Genomic DNA, 22,967 nt, shown 5'->3' with positions numbered 1-22,967 from the left:
GCAACAAGCAGAAGCGAGCGCCGGCAGGGGAGTGGTTGCGGTGACAATCAGGGCGCGTTGAAGCCTTCCCTCTGGCCGGGGGTTTTCGCGAGGACTGTCTGAGCCATGGATGGCGAGTTCCGCAGCGTCCGGTCAGAGGGAAGGCTTGCGACCGTCACAGCAGCCGCTCCCCTGCCGGTGCGGGTTCGGTGGCACTCCACCTGGCGAATTAGGACAGCGACGGAGGAGCTGCCCGAAGGGCGAGCCCCAGGACGGGGCGAGTCTACGCCGGACGCAGTCTGGCCTTGGAACAAAAAAAGGCACTCCGGATGGAGTGCCTTCTTTGATATGGTGCCCACTAATTCGCCTGGAGCGAATTAGGACAGCGACGGAGGAGCTGCCCGAAGGGCGAGCCCCAGGACGGGGCGAGTCTACGCCGGACGCAGTCCGGACTTGGAACGAAAAAAGACACTCCGGATGGAGTGCCTTCTTTGATATGGTGCCCAAGGCCGGACTTGAACCGGCACGGCTTACGCCACTACCCCCTCAAGATAGCGTGTCTACCAATTCCACCACTTGGGCATATTCGGGTGCTGCAAAAACTCTTACTGCTGCTCGTCGGCCTGGGGAGCGTCGTCCGGTGCCGGCTGGGGCACGTCCTGCTCGCTGTCCACCGCCGGAATCTCCGCGGCGGGGCTCTCCTGGCTCTGTACCGCCGGCACGTCCGATTCCGGCTGGGCCGGCTCCTGGACTGCGGGGACGTCCTGCTCCTCTACACTCGGGATGCCGAAATCCGCGTCGATAGTGGTTTTTTCCTTGGCGATTACCGCCAGCGCAAAACTGGTGGCGAAGAATACCACGGAAATAAACGCGGTGAGGCGACTGAAGAAATTACCGCTGCCGCCACTGCCGAAAAGCGTCTGTGACGCGCCGGCGCCGAAGGAAGCTCCCATCTCTGCTCCTTTACCCTGCTGAAGCAGGATCAGCCCGATGATGCTGATTGAAGCAAGGACGTGGATAACGATTACTGGCGTTTCCATATTTGAAACTCTCTGGTGATTAGCTCACCAATTTTGCTTGATCTAATGTGGCGCTGATTCTACCGCAAGCGCGCGCGTTTATGTGAAGGGCAACTCAGCCGCCCGGCAAATCTCTATGAATTCGTCCGCGTTCAGGGACGCACCGCCGACCAATCCACCGTCAATATCCGGTTGGGCGAACAATTCACCTGCGTTGGCTGCCTTGACGCTGCCGCCGTAGAGGACCCGTGTCGCGGATCCTGCTTCGGCCAGTTGCTCGCGAATAAAGCGGTGAACCTCTTGCGCCTGTTCCGGGCTCGCTGTGCGCCCGGTGCCGATCGCCCAGACCGGCTCATAAGCGACCACCGCGTGCCGGAAGCGCTCGATGCCGACCTTCCCGATGACGGCCTGCATCTGGCCCTGAATCACTGGGAGGGTCTGATCCGCCTCGCGCTGCTCCAGGGACTCACCCACACAGAGTATGGGAACGAGCTTGGCCTCCAGAGCCGCCGCAAACTTCTCAGCGACCTGCTCATTGCTCTCGCGGTGGTACTGGCGGCGCTCGGAGTGGCCAACAATCACGAAGTGGCACTGCATGTCCGCCAGCATGGCCGCGGAGATGTCTCCGGTGAATGCACCGTTGTCCCGCTCGCTGAGGTCCTGGGCACCAACCTGAATGTTGGATTCAGCCAGTGTCTGTCCCACCTGCGCCAGGTACACATAAGGGGCGCAAACCGCTACTTCGGCCTGATGCACACCCTGCCAGGCGTCCTGCAGGGATTTGAGCAGCTCGGCATTGTTCTGCCTGCTGCCGTTCATCTTCCAGTTTCCAACCACCAGGGGGCGACGCATGGGATTGACCGTGGGAGCCTCTGAAAAGCGGGCGCCAATGGTAGCTAAGTCGACCAAAAGTTACAACGACTTATGCAGGGAACGTCAGGCGACGGTCTGCTGGACCACGCCAGCGAGCTGGTTCGCGAGTTGCTGAACCAGCGGGCCATCCTCACCTTCCACCATGACGCGGATAAGGGGTTCGGTACCGGAGGGGCGAAGCAACACTCGACCGCGGCCGTTCAGGTGAGCTTCGGTCTCCTGCACCGCCGAGCGAATTGCCGGAGCATTGTCCAGGTCCACTGGCTGGGAAATGCGGACGTTCACCGTAAACTGCGGGGTCTTGCGCATGCCCTGCTTGGCATCGTGAAGCGCGGTACCGCTGCTGACGAGCGCCAGCAGCACCTGCAGCGCCGAGATTACCCCGTCTCCGGTGGTGGTGACATCGCTGCAAATGATGTGACCCGAGGACTCGCCGCCCAGCAGCCAGTCGTTGTTGCGCATGGCTTCTATCACGTAACGGTCGCCCACTTTGGCGCGCACGAAGGGAATATTCATGGACTGGAGGGCCAGTTCGAAACCCAGGTTGCTCATCAGGGTTCCAACCACCCCATTGCAGCCAGAACCATATTCGTGGCGATAGCTGGCAATAATGTAGAGCAGTTCGTCGCCGTCCACGACCTCGCCCTTGTGATCCACAAATACCACCCGATCTCCGTCGCCATCAAAGGCGATACCCAGGTCTGCCTCGGTTTCCAGCACCTTGGCTTGAAGCGCGGCGGGAGCCGTGGATCCACACTCGTCGTTGATGTTCATTCCGTCGGGCTGGGTACCGATGGTGGTCACGGTCGCACCCAGCTCCCGGAAAACATCGGGGGCAACGTGATACGTGGCGCCGTTCGCGCAATCCAGCACAATTTTCAGACCCTGCAGGCTGAAACCCCAGGGCATGGTGCCTTTGCAGAACTCGATGTAGCGGCCCTGCGCATCGTTGATGCGCCGAGCCTTGCCGAGGTTGTCCGCGGTGACCATGGGCTGGTCCAGTTGCGCTTCAATATTCTGCTCGATGTCATCCGGCAACTTGGTGCCCTGCCCGCTGAAGAACTTGATGCCGTTGTCGTGATAGGGATTGTGCGAGGCGCTGATCACAATTCCCGCCTGGGCCTGGAAGGTGCGGGTCAGGTAGGCGATGGCCGGCGTCGGCATGGGGCCGAGCAGGCCCACGTCCACCCCGCCGTTGATCAGTCCCGCCTGCAAGGCGGATTCGAACATGTAACCGGATATGCGCGTGTCCTTGCCGATCAGTATCAGTTTGGGACCACTATAGCGCTCCGCCAGCACCCTGCCCGCAGCCCAGCCCAGACGCAGTACGAAATCGGGCGTGATGGGGGCCTGCCCTACTCGTCCACGAATGCCGTCGGTGCCAAAATATCGTCGCGCCATGTTTGCTGCTCCCATGAATGAAAATCGCTCCCTGTGTGACCGCTTCCTGTTGTTGGTGCGCCCGGATTGAGGTGCGGATCGGGGTTGAAAATGGATCGCCAGTCGAAGATCCGAACTGCTGTGTAAGTGTTACGCAGGGCGCGCATTGTCCTCGATTGCTGCGAGGATTTGAAGCGCATCCCTGGTAGCTGCGACATCATGCACGCGAATGAGTTTAGCCCCCCGCTGAGCGGCCAACGTGGCCAGCGTCACACTGGCAACAACCCGTTCGTGCACTTCGCGCCCCAGTAATTTGCCGATCATGGATTTGCGGGAAAAGCCGACCAGTATTGGATAGCCAAGGCCGTCGAAAACCGACAGGTCGCGCAGCAGTTGCAGATTGTGGTCGAGTGTTTTACCGAAACCAAAGCCCGGGTCCAGGATGATCTGGTCGCGGCCGATTCCCGCCGCCTCACAAGCCGCGGCCCGCTCGACCAGGAAGGCCCGGACCTCCTCCGTGACATCGCGATAACTGGGGTTGACCTGCATGGTTTGCGGCTCGCCCTGCATGTGCATCAGACACACGGCCGCACCACTCTTTGCCGCCGCTGCCAGCGCACCTTCGCGCCCCAGGGCCCGAATGTCGTTGATGAGACCGGCTCCGGCTTCCGTAGCTTCCTGAATGATCTCGGGGGTGCTTGTGTCCACGGATATGGCCACTTCAAAGCGCTCGTGGATGGCTGCCACCAGCGGTACCACCCGCTGGCGCTCCTCGGCCAGCGAAACCGCCTGGGCACCGGGACGGGTCGATTCACCCCCCACGTCAATGATGTCCGCGCCTTCGGCGATCATGGCTTCCACCCTGCGCAAGGCCAGATCCAGGTCCAGCGTCTGGCCGCGAAAGTAGGAGCCGCCGTCGGAAAACGAATCCTTGGTCGCGTTGAGAATGCCCATGATCACAGGGCGGGAGAGATCGAGCGACTGGTCACCCAGGGTGAGATTCACTTGGTGTGCCCCTTACAAGTGGTGCGCTCCATCGAGAGCGCCCAAAAAGCAATCGGGCCAGCTGCCTGGGCATGCTGGCCCGAAAATCAGTTACTTCCGTGCACCAGCGAACTCAGTGTTCGCTGGCCGGACCGCCAATGGGCCCGGGCTTCTTGCTGCCCTTGTCTTCCGGCGTTTCCGCACTGCCCAGATGGCCATTGAAGTCGTCATCGCGCCATTCCCGTGGCGGACGCATCGGGCGGCGTGCCATCAAATCGCTGACCTGCTCCGCGTCGATGGTCTCGTACTCCATCAATGCGTTTTTCATTGCTTCCAAGATATCCCGATTTTCTTCCAGGATCTTCTTGGCGCGCTCATAGCAGGTGTCGATGATACGGCGAATCTCTTCGTCGATCAGGTTGGAGGTGGCCCCGGAATAGTTGGAACTGGACATGCCCGGGTAGGCTCCCTCCTCCTCGCCGTAATGCAAGGGGCCGAGCTTCTCGGACAGTCCCCACTTCATCACCATGTTGCGGGCCATCTGGGTCGCCCGCTCGATGTCGTTCGAGGCACCCGTGGTGACACCATCCGCACCCAGGGTCATTTCCTCGGCAATTCGCCCTCCGAAGAGCGAGCACAGTTGCGATTCCAGCGCGCGCTTGCTGATGCTGTACTTGTCTTCCTCCGGCAGGAACTGGGTGACCCCCAGCGCCCGGCCACGAGGGATAATGGTGACCTTGTGGATCGGGTCGTGCTCCGGCACCAGGCGGCCCACGATGGCATGGCCGGCTTCGTGGTAGGCGGTGTTTTCCTTCTCCTTCTCGCTCATGACCATGGTCTTGCGCTCGGCGCCCATCATGATCTTGTCGCGGGCCTTCTCGAAATCCTCCATGGTGACCAGGCGCTTGTTGGCGCGCGCTGCAAAGAGCGCAGCTTCGTTCACAATGTTTGCCAGCTCAGCACCGGAGAAACCGGGGGTTCCGCGCGCGATGACGGTGGGCTTTACCGACTCGTCGATGGGGACCTTGCGCATGTGAACCTTGAGGATCTGCTCGCGGCCGCGAATGTCCGGCAGACCCACATAGACCTGTCGATCAAAACGGCCAGGGCGCAGCAGCGCCTTGTCGAGGACGTCCGGACGGTTGGTGGCCGCGATCACGATCACGCCGTCGTTTTCCTCGAAGCCGTCCATTTCCACTAGCAACTGGTTAAGGGTCTGCTCACGCTCGTCGTGACCACCGCCGTGGCCGCCGCCACGATGGCGACCCACTGCGTCGATTTCGTCGATAAAGATGATACAGGGCGCCTGTTTCTTCGCCTGATCAAACATGTCCCGGACACGGGAGGCGCCGACGCCCACGAACATCTCCACGAAGTCGGAGCCCGAGATGGAAAAGAACGGCACCTTGGCTTCGCCGGCGATGGCTTTTGCCAGCAGAGTTTTACCGGTACCGGGCTGGCCCGCCATCAACACGCCCCGGGGGATCCGGCCCCCCAGCCGCTGGAATTTGGACGGGTCGCGCAGGTACTCCACCAGCTCCTGCACCTCTTCCTTGGCTTCATCCACACCCGCCACATCGGCGAAGGTGGTCTTGATCTGGTCCTCACCCAGCAGGCGCGCCTTGCTTTTGCCAAAGCTCATGGGGCCACCGCGACCGCCGGCACCGCCCTGCATCTGCCGCATGAAGAACATGAAAACGGCGATGATCAGCAAAATGGGGAAGCTGGCCACGAGCAGCTGTTGCCAGAGACTGGGCTCCTTCATCTCCACGCCTTCATAGCGCACGTTATGGGCTTCCAGATCCTGCAGCAGGGTATTGTCTGGCAGGTTGGGGGGGCGAATAGTGGTGAACTGGCTGCCGTCCTGGCGCTGCCCGGCAATCTCCAGCTGGTCGATTTCGACCTCCTGGATTCGCCCGCTGCGCAGTTCCTCAATGAAATCCGAATAAGTGAGGCTGTCTTGTTCGGGCTGGGGGCTGAATGTCTGAAAAACCATCAGCAGGACGCCGGCGATTATCAGCCACAGGACGAGATTTTTTGCCATGTCGTTCAATGAGTTATCCTCACCTTTGCTACTGTAATATATGAGCCCTTCAAGGCGCAGTGGCGTGAAGCACCGACGCTTTTTAAGTTTGAGCTTGTGAACTTGGACCCTGAAATGTCGATAAAGGTCTCTCCCGACTCAGGAAAGCCGGGGCTTGGCGGGCGGAATGCGGCATCCTGATTGACGGATCTATTGAGATTGGGTGACTTTCCCATGGGAGTCAAGCCTCTGGGTATGCACTTTATCCCCCGCGGCACCGGAGCACAAGCAGCGCGGACCCGGAGGTCAGCGGGTGATCAACGGGCTTTCAGGCCCTTCGCCACCACGTACAGCTCCCTCGACCGCGCCCGTGAAGCCGTCGGCTTGCGCGAAACCACCTTCTGGAAATTCCGGCGAAGATCCTGGTAGAAAGCCTCAAAGCCTTCTCCCTGGAACACTTTTGTGACCAGCGTACCCTTCTCGTTCAGAGTCTGTTTCGCAAGGTCCAGTGCCAGCTCGACGAGATACATGGACTTGGGCTGATCGATATCCGTTACACCACTCATGTTGGGGGCCATATCGGACATTACAAGGTCCGCCTGTCGGTCGCCCAGAGCATTCAGAATATCTTGCAGCACTCCTTCTTCGGTAAAATCCCCTTCAATGAACTCAACCCCGGCAATGGCATCCATGGGCAAAATATCCGAGGCAATGACCTTGCCCTTCTCACCCACAAACTCTGCCGCCACCTGCGACCAGCCGCCAGGGGCCGCTCCCAGGTCGAGCACCGTCATTCCGGGCTTTAGGAGCCGGTCCTTCTCCTGAAGTTCCAATAATTTATAGCTGGCGCGCGAGCGATAGCCGTCCTGCTGGGTACGCTTAACGAAGGGATCATTGAAGTGCTCGCGCAGCCAGCGGTGGCTGCTTTTTGATTTCGCCATGGACTCAACCAGGGGGGGAGAAACGTCGATCGCATTCCGTGGAATCGGTGAATGCGCTACCATGCGCGCTATTTTACACGGGAGTCTGCGAGAACCGAAGCCGCGAACTCGCCACCACCGCCAGACGGGACCATTCATGTTATCCAACGACGAGAAAAAGCGCTTCCGCGCGATTGGCCATAAACTCAAACCCATCGTTCAGGTGGGCGGCAAGGGCCTGACGGAATCACTATTGGCAGAGGTTGACCGCGCCCTTGCCGATCACGAGCTCATCAAGATCAAAATCGCTGTGATGGACCGGGAGCTGCGCGGGCCGATTTTGCAGGAGGTGTGCGAGAAGACCGCGGCGGAAGCGGTGCAATCCATTGGCAAGACGGTGCTGCTGCATCGACCCGCCAAGAAGCCCAATCCGCGCCTGTCCAACCTGATCCGACCGCTCTGACAGCGTACGGCCGGATCAAGGGACCTGACAGGCTACTTGAATTTCACCAGAGTTCCTTTCAGAGCAACGCCCGCAATGACGTTCCCCGCGTGGCACTCGAAACGCTCATTATCAGAGACCGCGTTCTTGTCATAGAAGCTCTGGATGTTGACTACTGCATCTGCCCCACGCTGCAGAGCGGAGTCTCGCAAGGCCAGCATCGACGAGAGGAACACCCAGTTGCAGGCCTCCTCGTCGCTTTTGCCGAAGGCGTTGGTCTTGCGATTGGCCACCAGTTCACTCATCTTCTGGCCCACCGCGGGGTGACCCTGGTCTCCGAAGTAGAAAGTCACTTCGTCACCCAGACGCTCCTTTGCGTCGTTCGCGGCCAGTGCATCCTTGATGGACAGCATATGGGCCGAGTCCCGAGCGAACGCCGGGGCGGCGGCGAGGAGCGCCACCAACATCACTGCTATCGTTCTCATTGTTTACTCTCCGTTGTCGTTTTGACTGCGTTGTTCCCAGCTCCGGCCGCCCGGTGGACAGCAAAGGGCGGTACCGGAACGCGCACTATAGCTCATCAATAATCAGTTCAAAAGGAGAGAGGTTGTGATGGTTCACTGCCGTTTGTGGCTACCCCAAACGCAAAAATCCCCGGCTGGCCGGGGATCTCGCGAAGCAGTGAGGCAGAGGGCAACTCAGATGTGCTGCACCTTGTCGATTTCGTAGGTCACTTCGCCCGCAGGGGTCTTGACCTCGACTTCGTCGCCAACTTCCTTGCCGATCAGAGCGCGGGCGATGGGCGAGGACACGGATATTTTATTGGCCTTCACGTCCGCCTCGTCGTCACCGACAATCTGGTAAGTGACGGTTTTGTCCGTCTCCACATTGATGATATCAACCGTTACTCCAAAGATTACCTTGTTGGTGTTGGGGATCGCGGTTACGTCGATCACCTGGGCGTGACTGAGTTTGCCTTCGATTTCCTGGATCCGGCCCTCACAGAAGCTTTGCTGCTCGCGAGCGGCATGGTACTCGGCGTTCTCTTTCAGATCGCCATGCTCGCGGGCCTCGGCAATCGCTTTCACGATACGCGGGCGTTCCACTTTCTTCAGCTGGTCCAGTTCCTGTCGCAGGCGCTCAGCGCCAGCAACCGTCAGGGGCACTTTGTTCATGGCACTAATCTCCCGTGGAGGTCCTGTAGACGTCGCACGTCCTTCTGTTGACCAAATTTCAGCGCGTTGCAGATGGCTCGCGCACCTGCAAGCGTCGTTGTGTAATAAACGCTGTGATTCTCCGCACTGCGGCGAATCGAAGAAGAATCGCGGATAGCCTGTCGACCTTCCGTGGTGTTGATCACAACGCTGATTTCGTCGTTTTTGATCATGTCCACAATGTGAGGTCGACCCTCGGCTACTTTGTTGACCTGTTTCACTTCCAGGCCAGCGCCGGCGATAACTTTCGCGGTACCGCGAGTCGCCGCCAGGGAAAAGCCGAGCTCCGCTAGCTCACTGGCAACAGGTACGATACCATCTTTGTCGAAGTCCCGCACACTGAGGAAAGCGGTACCTCCTCCGGGAATGGCCTCGCCCGCCCCTTCCTGAGCCTTGGCAAAAGCCTCGGCAAAGGTGTCTCCGACGCCCATGACCTCACCGGTTGATTTCATTTCGGGACCGAGAATGGGGTCCACAGCCGGGAACTTGTTGAACGGAAACACGGCCTCCTTGACGCAGTAGTAATCCGGCACGATTTCCCGGGTGAACCCCTGCTCCTCCAGACTGCGCCCCGCCTGGCAGCGCGCCGCCACCTTGGCCAGGGATACGCCGATGCACTTGGAGACAAACGGCACCGTCCGCGATGCCCGTGGGTTCACTTCGATCACATAGACCTCGCCATCCTGATAGGCGAGCTGCACGTTCATGAGACCCTTGACGCCAAGCTCCAGGGCCATGCGTTTCACCTGATCGCGCATCTCGTCCTGTACATCCTTGGTCAGGGAATAGGGCGGCAGGGAACAGGCGGAATCGCCGGAGTGTACGCCGGCCTGTTCGATGTGCTGCATGATTGCACCAATCACAACCTGCTTGCCATCACTTACCGCATCGATGTCCACCTCAATCGCATTGTTGAGGAAGTGGTCGAGCAGCACCGGCGCATCGGCGGTCACCTGGACTGCGCTGGTCATGTAGGTGCGCAGCTCGTCCTCGTCGTAAACGATCTCCATGGCGCGGCCGCCCAGAACATAGGAAGGTCGGACTACCAGCGGGTAGCCCACCTGTGCCGCGACGCGCACCGCTTCGTCGATGGAGCGCGCAATGGCGTTCGGCGGCTGCTTGAGTTGGAGGGTGTTGATCATGTGCTGGAAGCGTTCCCGGTCTTCAGCCCGGTCGATCGCGTCAGGCGAAGTACCGATGATGGGTACACCCTCTTGCTCCAGGGCACGGGCGAGCTTCAGGGGCGTCTGACCGCCGAACTGAACGATCACTCCCTTAGGCTTCTCTTTGCCCACAATCTCCAGCACATCTTCCAGAGTCACCGGCTCGAAATAGAGGCGATCCGAAATATCGTAATCAGTGGACACGGTCTCCGGGTTACAGTTGACCATGATGGTCTCGTAACCGTCTTCACGCATGGCGAGGGCGGCGTGTACACAACAGTAATCAAATTCGATGCCCTGACCGATCCGGTTCGGACCGCCGCCGAGGACCAGGATCTTGTCGCGGTCCGTAGGCTGAGATTCGCACTCCTCCTCATAACTGGAATACATGTACGCAGTGGAAGTCGAGAACTCGGCCGCACAGGTGTCGACGCGCTTGTAGACCGGGTGCACCCCCAGCGAGTGGCGGTGGTTGCGCACGGTTTTTTCCGTCTCTCCCAGAACCACGCTCAAGCGGTAATCGGCGAAGCCCTTGCGCTTCAGTCGGAACATCTCGTCCGCACCAATTGATTTCAAATCGCGGCCCGCAAGACCTTGTTCGGTCTTGACGATGTCTTCAATCTGAGCCAGGAACCACGGATCGATACCGGAGGTTTCATAAACCTCATCGACGCTCATGCCCGCTCGAAACGCATCGGCCACAAACCAGATACGATTTGCGCCGGGAGTGGTCAGGTCCCGACGAATCTGCTCCATGGCCGTGGGGCTGTTCAGATCGACGTAGGGTTCAAACCCGGAGGAATTCACTTCGAGTCCACGCAATGCTTTCTGCAGAGACTCCTGGAAGGTCCGGCCGATTGCCATCACCTCGCCAACGGATTTCATCTGAGTGGTCAGGCGGGCATCGGCTTCACCGAACTTTTCGAAAGTAAAGCGCGGGACTTTGGTGACAACGTAGTCGATTGTGGGCTCGAAAGATGCGGGGGTCGCTCCGCCGGTGATCTCGTTCTTGAGCTCGTCGAGGGTATAGCCCACAGCCAGCTTGGCGGCCACTTTGGCAATGGGAAAGCCGGTCGCCTTGGAAGCCAGTGCCGAAGAGCGGGACACCCGGGGGTTCATCTCGATTACCACCAGGCGGCCGTTCTCCGGGTTCACGGCGAACTGAACGTTGGAACCGCCAGTTTCCACACCGATCTCGCGCAGCACCGCAATGGATGCGTTGCGCATGATCTGATATTCCTTGTCGGTGAGCGTCTGGGCCGGCGCTACGGTGATGGAGTCGCCAGTATGGACTCCCATCGGGTCGAAGTTTTCGATGGAGCACACGATGATGCAGTTGTCATTCTTGTCCCGGACAACTTCCATCTCGAACTCTTTCCAGCCGATCAGCGACTCGTCGATCAACAGTTCGTTGGTTGGGGAAAGGTCCAGACCGCGAACGCAGATTTCTTCGAATTCTTCCCAGTTATAGGCGATGCCGCCGCCGGAGCCGCCCATGGTGAAGGACGGGCGGATAATGCAGGGAAACCCGAACTCCTTCGGTACCTCCATGGCCTCGTTCAGACTGTGAACGATTTTGGCGCGCGGGCATTCAAGCCCGATCTTTTTCATGGCCTCGTCGAAGCGGCTGCGGTCTTCGGCTTTGTCGATGGCATCTTCATCGGCGCCAATCAGTTCCACTCCGAATTCCTCCAGCACACCGTGACGGTGCAGATCAAGGGCGCAGTTCAGAGCGGTTTGTCCGCCCATGGTGGGCAGCACGGCGTCGGGACGTTCTTTCTCGATGATCTTTCTGACGGTTTGCCAGTTGATGGGCTCGATGTAGGTGGCATCCGCCATGGCCGGATCGGTCATGATGGTTGCGGGATTGGAGTTCACCAGGATCACCCGGTAGCCCTCCTCGCGCAGCGCCTTGCAGGCTTGTGCGCCTGAATAATCAAACTCGCAGGCCTGACCGATGACGATGGGACCGGCCCCAATGATCAGGATGGATTCTAAGTCGGTTCGTTTTGGCATTGAGTGCTCCGATAGACGAGAGACGGCAGAGTTAGATGGTCAACACAAAGGGCTCGGCAACAACGACGCTATTTCTCTCGTCTGCCGTCTCCCGTCTCGCGTCTTTCCTTCATCAATTCAACGAAATGCTCGAACAGTGGCGATACGTCGTGCGGACCCGGGCTCGCTTCCGGGTGCCCCTGAAAGCTGAATGCGGGTTTGTCGGTGCGGTGAATCCCCTGAAGGGACCCGTCGAAAAGGGAGCGATGGGTCACTACCACGTTGTCACCCAGTGTACTGTCGTCCACTGTAAAGCCATGGTTTTGGCTGGTGATCATTACATTTTTTCGCTCGAGGTCCTGCACTGGATGATTTGCGCCATGATGGCCGAACTTCATCTTTTGAGTGCGGGCGCCGCTGGCCAGGCCCAGCAATTGGTGCCCGAGGCAAATGCCGAAGGTGGGGACGCCGGCCTCGACAATCTTGCGAATGGCTTCAACGGCATAATCGCAGGGCTCGGGATCGCCGGGGCCATTGGAAAGGAAAACGCCGTCGGGGTTCATGGCCAGAACCTCCTCTGCGGGAGTCTGGGCCGGGACCACCACCAGCTCGCAACCCTGGTCCACCAGGAGCCGGAGAATATTGCGCTTCACGCCGTAGTCATAGGCAACCACTTTGTAACGCTCGCCCTTCGGCGGCTTGCGGAAATGTCCGCCCAGCTCCCAGCTTCCCTCTTCCCACGGGTACACCTTGTCTGTAGAAACCAGTTTGGCCAGGTCCATTCCCTTGAGGCCGGGGAATTCCCGGGCAGCGGCAACGGCCTTTTCCTCGTCGATGTCGCCGGCCATGAGGCATCCGTTTTGCGCGCCCTGGTCACGAATAATGCGCGTGAGCCGGCGCGTGTCGATATCGGCAATCCCCACGACGTTGTTTTTCCTGAGGTAGTCTTCCAGCGTCTCCTGGTTGCGGAAGCTGCTGGCAAGCAGCGGCAGATCACGGATCACAAGACCGGACGCCCAGATGTGCCCACATTCCTCATCCTCATCGTTCGTGCCCACATTGCCCACATGGGGATATGTCAATGTAACGATCTGCTTGGCGTAGGACGGATCGGTAAGAATCTCCTGATATCCGGTCATGGCAGTGTTGAATACCACTTCGCCGGTGGAGATCCCCTCAGCCCCAATGGCTACGCCCCGGAATATAGTGCCGTCTGCGAGTGCAAGAATGGCTGGTCGGTGGGCCGCTGCTGTCAAATTACTCTCCTCGTTACTCTTTCGGTTGCCGGGTTCGCTCGTTCCGCAAGCGCGAGCAGATGCGTTGGGGCGTTGCCGGTTTGCCTGGGTCCGGCCGATTTAGGCGCGCGGCTGCTCGGCTTGTTCCCGGCGGGAGCAAGCTACTCTGGGTGAATGGGTTCGGGTTTGGAGGTTGCCAATTACAGGTTGAAAAAAAGCGAGATGAAACGCTCGGCTTCATCTCGCTTTTCGGTGTCTGGTGTTCACGGTTGCAGTGTTGTGCATGGACCGTCGATATCAACCTGTTTGTTGGATCTGTCCGTTGGCTGTGCCGAGGAGGATTGCTCCGATGCCTGGCGCAGTTCGGGAGCGCATTTTAACGAAAGGAGGTGGTCCTGTCCAATAGCCGTTGTGCTCATAAAGAACGCTCGGGTCCCGAGCCGAGCGCAAAGATGCTCGACTGGCCGCATTCCTCGACTGGCGCGGTTCAGGTAGAATGGACTCAGGCGGTCAACTCAGGCCGAGAACGTCCCGCATGTCGTAGAGGCCCGGGCCCCGCCCGTTCAGCCATTTCGCCGCCCGCACGGCGCCGCGGGCGAAAGACATTCGACTGGACGCCTTGTGGGTGATCTCCACCCGCTCGCCCTCGGCCATGAACATTACCGTATGGTCACCCACCACATCGCCGCCCCGCACGGTGGCGAAGCCGATTGTGTCCCGTTCGCGGGCGCCGGTCCGGCCTTCGCGGCCGTAAACGGCGACCTTGGCGAGGTCCCGGCCCAGGGAGTCAGCCACCACCTCACCCATGGCCAGCGCGGTCCCGGAGGGCGCGTCCACCTTGTGGCGGTGGTGGGCTTCGTAGATCTCGATATCCACCTCGTCACCAAAGGTCCTTGCGGCCATTTCCAGGAGTTTGAGGCAGACGTTCACGCCGGTACTGAAATTCGCGGCCATGCAAAGGCCCATGTTCTGCTGGTAGCCAAGCAGATCGGCTTTTTGCTCAGCGCTGAAGCCCGTGGTGCCCACGACCATTTTCCTGCCGGCTGCCGCGCAGAGGCGCGCATTCGCCAGAGTCGCTTCGGGAGCGGTAAAGTCGATGAGCACATCGAAACTGTCGAACACGTCTTCGAGCTTGCCGACCACGGCCACCCCGTTACGGCCGATGCCGGCCAACTCGCCCGCATCAGCCCCGACCAGGGAGCTGTCGGGGCGTTCGATGGCCGCGCTCAACTGCGCCCCATCAGCGCTGGCGAGGGTTTCAATCAGCATTTTTCCCATGCGCCCAGCGGCGCCGGTCACGGCAATTCGAGTTGTCATTCGGGGGACCTGTTGTCGTGGTTACGCATTACATGTGCCGTCAGCACCTGCTGCATGGCTTGCTGAACGGGGATGTCCAGGGGCTCACAGCGGGATTTGGGCAGGTACAGCAGAAAGCCGCCAATCTGGTAGCTGAGCGGCAGATAGACGGTAATTAGATCATCCTGATCGCCCAGTGTCACATCCTGGTTGGTGACAAACCCGATCATCCTGATGTTGCCATCCAGCGTTATGGAAACCACCTTCTGCATGTCCGTGTTCTTGCCACCGGCCAGAAAATAGAGCAGATCCTTGGCACCGCCATAGAGAGTCTTGACCAGGGGGATGCGCTGCACCAGTCCCTCGAACAGATGGAAAACGCGACCCACAAGGTAGGCCTGTACCAGGAGGCCCACCAGAAAGATGATGCCGAGGGCCGAGACCACCCCCATGCCCGGAAGATACCAGCCCGCAGGCAGGACAAAGCTCAGGGGAACGCGCAACAGCTCTTCGGCGACTGCAAAAAGCCAGTAGATCAGGCCGAAGGTAATGAAAGCGGGCAGCGTCAGCAGGAGCCCTTTGAGGAAGATATTGGCAATTGTCTTCATGGTGCCCCAATGCTGGCAGAACCGGTCAACGCTGTTGGTTAACCGGCCCTACCTTTAGCTTACGCCCCGAAGAAATTCTTCATCCCTTCAAACCAGCTGCTCTGCCGGGGCGAGTTTTTGTTATCGGACATGCTTTCCTGCAATTCCCGAAGCAGTTCTTTTTGTCGGCTGTTGAGATTCACGGGGGTTTCCACCACCACGCGACACATCAAATCTCCGGGCGCGCCACCGCGTACCGGAGTCACGCCCTTGCCACGCAGACGGAACAGCTTGCCGGTCTGGGTTTCGGCCGGCACTTTCAGTTTCACCCGGCCGTCCAGGGTGGGCACTTCCAATTCCCCGCCCAAGGCAGCTTCCACGAAGCCGATCGGAACCTCGCAGTGAAGATTCTTGCCGTCCCGCTCGAAGATTTCGTGGGGCCGGACCGCCACCTGGACATAAAGGTCCCCGGGCGGCCCTCCTTCCGCGCCTGCCTCACCTTCGCCGCCCAGGCGGATCCGGTCTCCTGAGTCCACTCCCGGAGGGACTTTCACCGAGAGGGTTTTGGTCTCTTCCAGGCGCCCCTGTCCGTGACACTTGTTGCACGGATCGGTAATCACCCGACCCCGGCCCCGGCAGTTGGGGCAGGTTTGCTGCACGGAAAAGAAGCCCTGCTGCATGCGCACCTGCCCGATGCCGCCACAGGTGGTACAGGTGCTGGGCTGGCTCCCCGCCTTGGCGCCACTGCCCTCACACAGATCACAGGTTACGAGGGTAGGCACCTGGATCTGAACGGTGGTGCCCTTCACGGCATCCTCGAGGGTCAGTTCCAGGGTGTAGCGCAGGTCGGCGCCACGCGAGGGGCCGCCGCGACCCCGCGCGGCTCCGCCGAAGATATCGCCAAAAACATCCCCAAAGATGTCACTGAAGCTTCCGAACCCGCCGGCACCGCCGCCCATGCCGCCGGCGCCTTCCACGCCCGCGTGACCGAACTGGTCATAGGCCGCCCGCTTGTTCGCGTCGGACAGGACCTCGTAGGCTTCACTGGCCTCCTTGAATTTCTCTTCGGCGGTCTGGTCGTCCGGGTTGCGGTCCGGGTGATACTTCATCGCGATGCGGCGATAGGCCTTTTTGAGCTCCTGCTCGGAAGCGCCCTTGCTCACACCCAGTATTTCGTAATAGTCGCGCTTTGCCATTCGCTTTACTTGTTCAGGTAAAAGTTTAGAGGTGAAGGTCCACTGTTGACCGTGAGATGAAAGGAGCAGGACGCTACCGGATCAGCTCGCCCAGGTCCACCCCTGCAGAGACAACGAACGCGGGACGAGTCCCGCGTTCCGGTTCCAAATGAGTCGGAGTCTGGCCCGGAACCGGGGGTGCCCCCGGGCTCCGCGCTGCCGCAACCTGGCGTTTGTGCAGGTCGGACACAAGCGTCCGACCCGGCGGAGCCGCCTTACTTGTTGTCTTCCTTGACCTCTTCAAACTCCGCATCCACTGCGCCATCTTCAGCCGGCTTCTCCTGCTGGGCTCCCCCGGCCTGAGCACCTTCTGCCCCCGGCTGGCCCTGCTCCGCGTACATCTTCTGAGCTAGAGAACTGGACGCTTCGCCCAGTTTGGTCGCCGCTGCGTCGATCTTCTCCTTGTCGTCGGTCTTGACCGCTTCTTCCGCCTCGGACAGGGCCGCTTCAATCGCGGACTTTTCGTCGGCCGATGCCTTGTCTCCGGCTTCTTCCAGGGTCTTGCGGGTCGCGTGAATCAGACCTTCCAGCGTATTGCGGGCGGAGACCAGCTCCTCGAACTTGCGGTCCGCTTCGGCGTTGGCTTCCGCGTCCTTGACCATTTGATCGATCTCATCGTCGCTGAGGCCGGAGGAGGCCTTGATGACGATGGACTGCTCTTTGCCGGTGGCCTTGTCTTTCGCGCTCACGTTCAGGATACCGTTGGCATCGATATCGAAGGTCACTTCGATCTGGGGCATGCCGCGCGGCGAGGGCGGGATGTCGGCCAGGTCGAACCGGCCCAGCGACTTGTTCTGGGTCGCCTGCTTGCGCTCACCCTGTACCACGTGGATGGTCACTGCCGTCTGATTGTCTTCCGCGGTTGAGAACACCTGGGACTTCTTGGTGGGTATGGTGGTGTTCTTCTCGATCAACGGAGTCGCCACGCCACCCATGGTCTCGATACCCAGAGTCAGCGGAGTCACATCCAGCAGCAGCACGTCTTTCACATCGCCTGACAGGACCGCCCCCTGAATGGCCGCGCCCATGGCGACAGCTTCGTCGGGGTTCACGTCTTTGCGGGGCTCCTTGCCGAAGAACTCAGCCACTTTGGTCTGTACCAGCGGCATACGGGTCTGACCACCCACCAGGATCACATCGCTGATGTCGTTCACCGAAACGCCGGAATCCTGAATCGCAGTCTTGACCGGCTCCAGGGATCGCTGAACCAGTTCCTCCACCAGGCTTTCCAGCTTTGCGCGGGTGAGCTTGACCACAAGGTGCTTGGGTCCGGTCGCGTCCGCGGTGATGTAAGGCAGGTTCACCTCGGTCTGCTGGCTCGACGACAACTCGATCTTGGCTTTTTCCGCCGCTTCCTTCAGGCGCTGCAGAGCCAGCGGATCGTTGTGCAGGTCGATGCCGTTGGACTTCTTGAATTCGGCCGCCAGATACTCGATCAGGCGCAGGTCAAAGTCCTCACCGCCGAGGAAGGTGTCCCCGTTGGTGGACAGCACTTCGAACTGGTGCTCACCGTCCACATCGGCAATCTCGATAATGGAGATATCGAAGGTTCCACCGCCCAGGTCGTAGACCGCAATGGTGCGATCGCCCTTGGCCTTGTCCATACCATAGGCAAGAGCCGCAGCGGTGGGCTCGTTGATGATGCGCTTGACTTCAAGCCCGGCGATTCGTCCGGCGTCCTTGGTCGCCTGGCGCTGGGAGTCGTTGAAGTAGGCGGGCACGGTAATCACCGCCTCTGTGACTTTCTCACCCAGGTAGTCTTCCGCAGTCTTCTTCATTTTCTTCAGGACTTCGGCGGAGATCTGCGGCGGCGCTTTCTTGTCGCCGGCCACTTCCACCCAGGCATCGCCATTGTCCGCTTCGACAATTTTGTAGGGCACCATAGAGATGTCTTTCTGTACCACGTCGTCCTTGAACTTGCGGCCGATCAGACGCTTGACCGCAAACAGGGTATTGTGGGGGTTGGTGACGGCCTGTCGCTTCGCGCTCTGCCCTACCAGGATTTCCTTGTCTTCTGTAAACGCCACGATGGAAGGCGTGGTGCGATCGCCTTCTGCGTTCTCGATGACCTTGGCCTTGCCGCCTTCCTGGATGGCGACACAGGAATTGGTGGTTCCCAGGTCGATGCCGATGATTTTACCCATTTGATAATCTCCCACTATGTTCGATGTGTCGCTGCCGGTCTGTTCGGCCCTGACGATTTGGAAACAGTTGCTGCCTATATTGGCTCGCCGCGCGGAATTTCAAGCCGGCAGCGCCGCTCAATTTGTCGATTCCGACCTCAGGCTTCCACAGGCGCCTTGGAAACCACGACCATGGCCGGACGAACCAGACGCCCGTGCAGCGTGTAGCCCTTCTGAAACACCTCGAGCACCGTGTTGGGCTCCACCTCGCGGCTTTCAGTTGTGGTCATGGCCTGATGCAGCTCCGGGTCGAAAGGCTCGCCCTGGGGGTCGATCTGCTCGACCTTGTGGTTCCTGAGAGTGTCAACCAGCCCCTTGTGCGTGAGCTCCACGCCTTCGACGATGGCCTTGACGGACTCGTCATTGGGTTCGCTGACAGCTCCGAGTGCGCGCTCGAGGTTGTCCACCACGGCCAGCAGATCACTCACAAGTTTCTCCTGGCCAAACTTGTGCGCCTTCTCCACATCCCGCTCGGCCCGGCGCAGAGCGTTCTGAGCGTCCGCCTGGGCGCGCAGCACCTCTTCATTGGCATGGACCAGGCGGGCTTGCAGTTCCTCGATCTCCGCTTCCAGATCCCGCTCCTGCTCGCCTTCCTGTTTTGCGGACTTTTCGCCCTGATCCTGCGCTGCGGATTGCTCCTCCGGCCGATCCTGAGGCTCGTCTGCCTGGCCCCGGCCTTCTTGATCGCGATGTTCGTCTGCCACTACTATCTCCCGTCTTCCCGATGGTTGCGGCCGGGCTCCCGTGAGCCCCTTGGCCCGTATGAAGGATGTACGTCTGAATTGTCGCTATATGGGGACAGCGCGGCCACATTCAAGCATCGCGTCTGAAAATTCTGCGCCCCAGACCGGGACCGGTCCTCCGTCGGGACGCAGTTGCACTGCCTCTGCCTGGACCGCCCCCTCTGGTGGAGCTCAGCAAAAACCTGTATAAATAACCAGAAATCTCCTGCAAGAGGGTTGCTTCGTGCTCACGCATCTCGCGATCTATAACTACACCCTGGTGGACAGACTCGACCTGGAACTCCACCAGGGCATGACCGCTATTACCGGGGAAACAGGCGCAGGCAAGTCCGTATTGCTGGATGCTCTGGCGCTCACCCTGGGAGATCGCGCGGACGCCGACCGGATCCGCGCCGGCCAGAAGCGGGCCGAAGTAAACGCCAGCTTTGATATCGAGCGCCTTCCGGCGGCTCGGCAGTGGCTGGGGGACCACGATCTCGACCTGGACGGTGAGTGCCTGTTGAGGCGGGTTATCACCGCCGAGGGCCGCTCGCGCGCCTACATCAATGGGCAGCCGGTCACCATCGCCCAGTTGCGCAGCCTGGGGCAGATGCTCATCGACATCCATGCCCAGCACGAGCATCAGTCATTACTGAAAAAGGACACTCAGCGCCGCTTGCTCGACGAGTACGCCGGCCACCAGGAACTGGCGGCCCAGGTGGCGACCGCCTATCGCGAGTGGCAGGCAACTCTCACCCGGTTCCGGGACCTGAAGGAAAACGCCGAAGAAGCGAGCGCGCGCATTCAGCTGCTCAGCTATCAGGTAGAGGAACTGGATCAACTGGCTCTGCAGCCTGACGAAGTCCAGCAGCTGGAGGCGGAGCAGAAAACCCTGGCAAACGGCGAAGCCATTCTGCACAACAGCTACAAGCTGGTGGCCTTGTGCGGCGGCGAGGACCAGAGCCTCCTGGAAGCCATGAACCAGGCACTGCAGATTGTGGAGGACTTGCCGCAGGATGTGCCTGCCTTCCGGGAGGCGGCGCAGATGCTGGCCTCGGCCCAGATTCAGGTGGAAGAGGCCCAGAGCGGTGTGGAGCGCTACATCGACGGGTTTGAGCTGGACCCGGAACGCCTGCAGTTTGTGGAGGAGCGCCTCAGCGCCATTTTTGAAATTGCCCGCAAGCACCGCGTCCAGCCGGACGAGCTACCGGCTCTGCACCAGAACCTGAGCACGGAACTGCAGGGACTTGCCGGCGAAGACGGAGACCTGGACCGGTTGGCGGCCAAACTGGAACAACTGGAAACGGAGTACCGCCGTCTGGCGGAGACCCTCAGCGCCCAGCGCCAATCCGCTGGCAAGCGTCTGGCCAAGGCGGTTAACCAGCAGCTGAAGAAGCTCTCCATGGAGCACGCCCGGCTGGAGGTGGACCTCACTCCCGGAGAAAAACCGGCGGCGACGGGCCTGGAAGAGGTTCAACTGGTCATCAGCACCAACCCGGGGCAGCCGCTCAAACCGCTGGTCAAGATCGCCTCAGGGGGTGAATTGTCCCGTATCAGCCTGGCCATCCAAGTGGTCACCGCGCAGACCTCGCCCGCCCCGACTCTGGTGTTTGATGAAATCGACGTAGGGATTGGCGGCGCCACTGCGGACACGGTGGGACGACTGCTGCGGCAGCTTGGAGAGAGGGCCCAGATCATCTGCGTCACTCACCTGGCCCAGGTCGCCAGCAAGGCCCACAGCCACCTGCGAGTGAACAAGAGCACCAAAGGCAATACGGCAATGACCAGCCTGGAGCAGCTCAACCACGATCAGCGCGTAGAGGAAATTGCCCGGATGATTGGCAACAACAGGATGACCCAGGCTTCACTGGATCATGCGCGGGAGATGGTGGAGGCCTGAGGCGAGGGAACGAAGCGGGAGACGCTGGATCTCACTTGTTCTTCGGCTTCACATAGAGGACCAGCGAGTGCCCGACCAGGTCGTAGCCGTGCTCTTCGGCCAGCTTTAACTGAAGCTCTTCGATTTGTTCATTGTGGAACTCGATCACCTTGCCTGTATCAACGCACACCATGTGATCGTGGTGCTCCCCGCGCGCCAGTTCGAAAACAGAGTGGCCACCATCGAAGTTGTGACGCATGACCAGGTCGGCGTTTTCAAATTGGGTCAGCACTCGGTACACCGTGGCAAGGCCTACATCTTCGCCTTGCTCCAACAGAGCCTTGTAGACATCTTCAGCACTCATGTGCCGCTGGTCGGAACCCTCCAAAATTTGCAGAATCTTGACCCGTGGCAGGGTCACTTTGAGTCCCGCATTGCGGAGTTCAGCATTTTCCGATGACATCGTGGCTCCCTCGTTTTATCGGCCGGCTGGATGGAGTCAAGTCCGGGCGACCGGGCTTGAACCCGGGTGTGCCGCCGGCTTTGGGTGTGGCTTCGCAGTAGGCAATTTAATCATGTATTATCCGCGTTCGCGCACCAATGTGGAACCCCAGGCAATGAGAAAGTCCTACCTTCGTAAAACCCTGATCAGCATCCTGGTCATCGCCGGCGCCACCAGCCTGGGCGCCTGCTCCTGGTTTCAGTTTCCGGGGGTTTACCGGCTGACTATTCAGCAGGGCAACATCGTCACTCAGGATATGATCGATCAGTTGCAACCGGGCATGACCAAACGCCAGGTCAACTATGTGCTCGGCACGCCGTTGATCACGGACAGTTTCCAGCAGAACCGCTGGGATTATTTCTTTTCCGTGCGTGACTCCGAGGGCGAAACCACCACGGAGCGACTCACCGTATTCTTCGACGATGGAGGCCAGTTGACCCATTTCGTTGGAGATTTCCGACCCAGCCAGTTGCAGACGGCCGGGGAAAATCCGGGCGGTGCCGAGGGTTGATTCAGGTCTTCGCGGCCTTCGCCTTTTCGGCGCGACGGCGACGGACCTCTTTCGGGTCCGCGATCAGGGGTCGGTAAATTTCCACCCGATCCCGTTCCTGCACCCGGTATTGATCGGCGGGTTTCATGCCCTTGGTGCCAAAATGCTTGCCAAACAGTCCCATCTTCGCTTCCGCCAGGTCGATTTCCGGAAATTCATCCACAATCCCTGAAAGCTGCGCCGCCTCCAGAGCTGTGGTCCCCGGAGCGACCTGCAAGGCGATGATTCTCTGCTTGTCGGGCCGCGCGTAGGCGACCTCCACTTGGATGCTGTCCGTATTACCGCTCACGACCACTCTTCCTGTCCGGGATTCACAACAGGCCTACCCATAGACCTCCTTGGCCCGCTCCACCAGCGCCGACACCAACTGATTGCCAACACCCTCGAACCAGGGGTCGGCGGCCAGAGCCAGCAGTTTACTCTCAAACTCGAAACTCAGGCTTAGGCTTACTTTGCAGGCCGTCTCGCTGAGGGCACGAAAGGTCCAGAGTCCCTCAAGCGTCCTGAACGGCCCTTGCAGCAAATGCATTTCGATGGCTTCGTGAGGCACCAGGGTGTTGCGAGTGACAAAGCTCTTCTCCAGGGCGCCCATGCGCAGATCCAGACGCGCCTCCAAGAAACCGTCCCCCTGCCTGAGCACCTCGGCGCCCACGCAGCCCCGCATGAAATGGGGATAATTCTCAACGTCGTTGACCAGCGCGTACATCTGGGGTGCTGAGTATTCCACCAACGCACTGCGTTCAATATGTTTTGCCACGGGGCACTTCAAACCTTCGGTTGACGATA

Annotated in this window: 21 protein-coding genes and 1 tRNA gene; 3 read left to right on the top strand and 19 right to left on the bottom strand. The window is 59.9% G+C overall.

Going from position 1 to position 22,967, the window contains the following annotated elements; translation table 11 throughout:
- Positions 1 to 476 precede the first annotated feature (476 nt).
- The 7 genes from ACURWW_RS11170 to rlmE all read right to left on the bottom strand — a co-directional run bounded on the left by ACURWW_RS11170 (position 477) and on the right by rlmE (position 7,199).
- A tRNA-Leu gene (locus tag ACURWW_RS11170) sits at positions 477 to 561 on the bottom strand.
- Between the two features lie 23 nt (positions 562 to 584).
- Positions 585 to 1,019 (bottom strand): preprotein translocase subunit SecG, encoded by a 435-nt coding sequence (gene secG / locus ACURWW_RS11165; protein WP_445617185.1) that lies wholly within the window; start codon positions 1,017 to 1,019, stop codon positions 585 to 587.
- A gap of 78 nt (positions 1,020 to 1,097) precedes the next feature.
- Positions 1,098 to 1,850 carry a triose-phosphate isomerase gene (gene tpiA / locus ACURWW_RS11160; protein WP_445617186.1) on the bottom strand — a complete coding sequence of 251 codons (753 nt, stop codon included), beginning with the start codon at positions 1,848 to 1,850 and terminating at the stop codon, positions 1,098 to 1,100.
- Positions 1,851 to 1,934: 84 nt separating this feature from the next.
- Positions 1,935 to 3,272, bottom strand: a complete 1,338-nt coding sequence (gene glmM / locus ACURWW_RS11155) for a phosphoglucosamine mutase (protein WP_445617344.1) — start codon at positions 3,270 to 3,272, stop codon at positions 1,935 to 1,937.
- A 129-nt stretch (positions 3,273 to 3,401) separates the two neighbouring features.
- Positions 3,402 to 4,256 (bottom strand): dihydropteroate synthase, encoded by an 855-nt coding sequence (gene folP, locus ACURWW_RS11150; RefSeq protein ID WP_445617187.1) that lies wholly within the window; start codon positions 4,254 to 4,256, stop codon positions 3,402 to 3,404.
- A gap of 112 nt (positions 4,257 to 4,368) precedes the next feature.
- A complete protein-coding gene (ftsH, locus tag ACURWW_RS11145; RefSeq protein WP_445617345.1) occupies positions 4,369 to 6,279 on the bottom strand; it encodes an ATP-dependent zinc metalloprotease FtsH in 1,911 nt (636 codons plus the stop codon).
- Between the two features lie 296 nt (positions 6,280 to 6,575).
- Entirely contained in the window at positions 6,576 to 7,199 is a 624-nt protein-coding gene (rlmE, locus tag ACURWW_RS11140) for a 23S rRNA (uridine(2552)-2'-O)-methyltransferase RlmE (protein WP_445617188.1), read from the bottom strand.
- A 136-nt stretch (positions 7,200 to 7,335) separates the two neighbouring features.
- Here rlmE and yhbY point away from each other — a divergent pair, with 136 nt between their 5' ends.
- On the top strand, positions 7,336 to 7,641 hold the full coding sequence (gene yhbY, locus ACURWW_RS11135) for a ribosome assembly RNA-binding protein YhbY (RefSeq protein ID WP_445617189.1): 306 nt from the start codon (positions 7,336 to 7,338) through the stop codon (positions 7,639 to 7,641).
- A 32-nt stretch (positions 7,642 to 7,673) separates the two neighbouring features.
- Here yhbY and ACURWW_RS11130 read toward each other — a convergent pair whose 3' ends face one another.
- The 9 genes from ACURWW_RS11130 to grpE all read right to left on the bottom strand — a co-directional run bounded on the left by ACURWW_RS11130 (position 7,674) and on the right by grpE (position 19,232).
- A complete protein-coding gene (locus ACURWW_RS11130) occupies positions 7,674 to 8,105 on the bottom strand; it encodes an excinuclease ATPase subunit (RefSeq protein ID WP_445617190.1) in 432 nt (143 codons plus the stop codon).
- A gap of 213 nt (positions 8,106 to 8,318) precedes the next feature.
- Positions 8,319 to 8,795 (bottom strand): transcription elongation factor GreA, encoded by a 477-nt coding sequence (greA, locus tag ACURWW_RS11125; RefSeq protein ID WP_445617191.1) that lies wholly within the window; start codon positions 8,793 to 8,795, stop codon positions 8,319 to 8,321.
- Positions 8,792 to 12,013, bottom strand: a complete 3,222-nt coding sequence (gene carB / locus ACURWW_RS11120) for a carbamoyl-phosphate synthase large subunit (RefSeq protein WP_445617192.1) — start codon at positions 12,011 to 12,013, stop codon at positions 8,792 to 8,794. The genes greA and carB overlap by 4 nt, the downstream gene beginning before the upstream one ends.
- A 68-nt stretch (positions 12,014 to 12,081) precedes the next feature.
- Positions 12,082 to 13,248 (bottom strand): glutamine-hydrolyzing carbamoyl-phosphate synthase small subunit, encoded by a 1,167-nt coding sequence (gene carA / locus ACURWW_RS11115; RefSeq protein ID WP_445617193.1) that lies wholly within the window; start codon positions 13,246 to 13,248, stop codon positions 12,082 to 12,084.
- 489 nt (positions 13,249 to 13,737) lie between these two features.
- The gene (dapB, locus tag ACURWW_RS11110; protein ID WP_445617194.1) at positions 13,738 to 14,544 is read right to left on the bottom strand and encodes a 4-hydroxy-tetrahydrodipicolinate reductase; all 807 of its coding nucleotides are present in this window, start codon (positions 14,542 to 14,544) and stop codon (positions 13,738 to 13,740) included.
- Positions 14,541 to 15,131, bottom strand: a complete 591-nt coding sequence (locus ACURWW_RS11105) for a DUF502 domain-containing protein (protein ID WP_445617195.1) — start codon at positions 15,129 to 15,131, stop codon at positions 14,541 to 14,543. The genes dapB and ACURWW_RS11105 overlap by 4 nt, the downstream gene beginning before the upstream one ends.
- Positions 15,132 to 15,190: 59 nt before the next feature.
- Positions 15,191 to 16,306 carry a molecular chaperone DnaJ gene (gene dnaJ, locus ACURWW_RS11100; RefSeq protein ID WP_445617196.1) on the bottom strand — a complete coding sequence of 372 codons (1,116 nt, stop codon included), beginning with the start codon at positions 16,304 to 16,306 and terminating at the stop codon, positions 15,191 to 15,193.
- A 254-nt stretch (positions 16,307 to 16,560) separates the two neighbouring features.
- The gene (gene dnaK / locus ACURWW_RS11095; RefSeq protein ID WP_445617197.1) at positions 16,561 to 18,489 is read right to left on the bottom strand and encodes a molecular chaperone DnaK; all 1,929 of its coding nucleotides are present in this window, start codon (positions 18,487 to 18,489) and stop codon (positions 16,561 to 16,563) included.
- Between the two features lie 137 nt (positions 18,490 to 18,626).
- Positions 18,627 to 19,232 (bottom strand): nucleotide exchange factor GrpE, encoded by a 606-nt coding sequence (gene grpE, locus ACURWW_RS11090; protein WP_445617198.1) that lies wholly within the window; start codon positions 19,230 to 19,232, stop codon positions 18,627 to 18,629.
- 262 nt (positions 19,233 to 19,494) lie between these two features.
- Here grpE and recN point away from each other — a divergent pair, with 262 nt between their 5' ends.
- Positions 19,495 to 21,150, top strand: coding sequence for a DNA repair protein RecN (recN, locus tag ACURWW_RS11085; RefSeq protein ID WP_445617199.1), 1,656 nt, complete (start codon positions 19,495 to 19,497; stop codon positions 21,148 to 21,150).
- Between the two features lie 31 nt (positions 21,151 to 21,181).
- On the opposite strand, the gene fur is transcribed toward recN, so the two are convergent.
- Positions 21,182 to 21,592, bottom strand: coding sequence for a ferric iron uptake transcriptional regulator (fur, locus tag ACURWW_RS11080; protein WP_445617200.1), 411 nt, complete (start codon positions 21,590 to 21,592; stop codon positions 21,182 to 21,184).
- 154 nt (positions 21,593 to 21,746) lie between these two features.
- Here fur and ACURWW_RS11075 point away from each other — a divergent pair, with 154 nt between their 5' ends.
- Positions 21,747 to 22,142, top strand: a complete 396-nt coding sequence (locus ACURWW_RS11075) for an outer membrane protein assembly factor BamE (protein WP_445617201.1) — start codon at positions 21,747 to 21,749, stop codon at positions 22,140 to 22,142.
- A 1-nt stretch (position 22,143) separates the two neighbouring features.
- Here the strand turns inward: ACURWW_RS11075 and ACURWW_RS11070 are convergent, their stop codons facing one another.
- On the bottom strand, positions 22,144 to 22,470 hold the full coding sequence (locus ACURWW_RS11070) for an RnfH family protein (protein ID WP_445617202.1): 327 nt from the start codon (positions 22,468 to 22,470) through the stop codon (positions 22,144 to 22,146).
- A gap of 33 nt (positions 22,471 to 22,503) precedes the next feature.
- Positions 22,504 to 22,938, bottom strand: a complete 435-nt coding sequence (locus ACURWW_RS11065) for a type II toxin-antitoxin system RatA family toxin (protein ID WP_445617203.1) — start codon at positions 22,936 to 22,938, stop codon at positions 22,504 to 22,506.
- Positions 22,939 to 22,967 lie beyond the last annotated feature (29 nt).

It is taken from the genome of Gilvimarinus sp. F26214L (genome assembly GCF_054401055.1).
The sequence above is the reverse complement of the archived record's forward strand: the minus strand, read 5'-3'. Positions and strand labels throughout refer to the sequence as shown.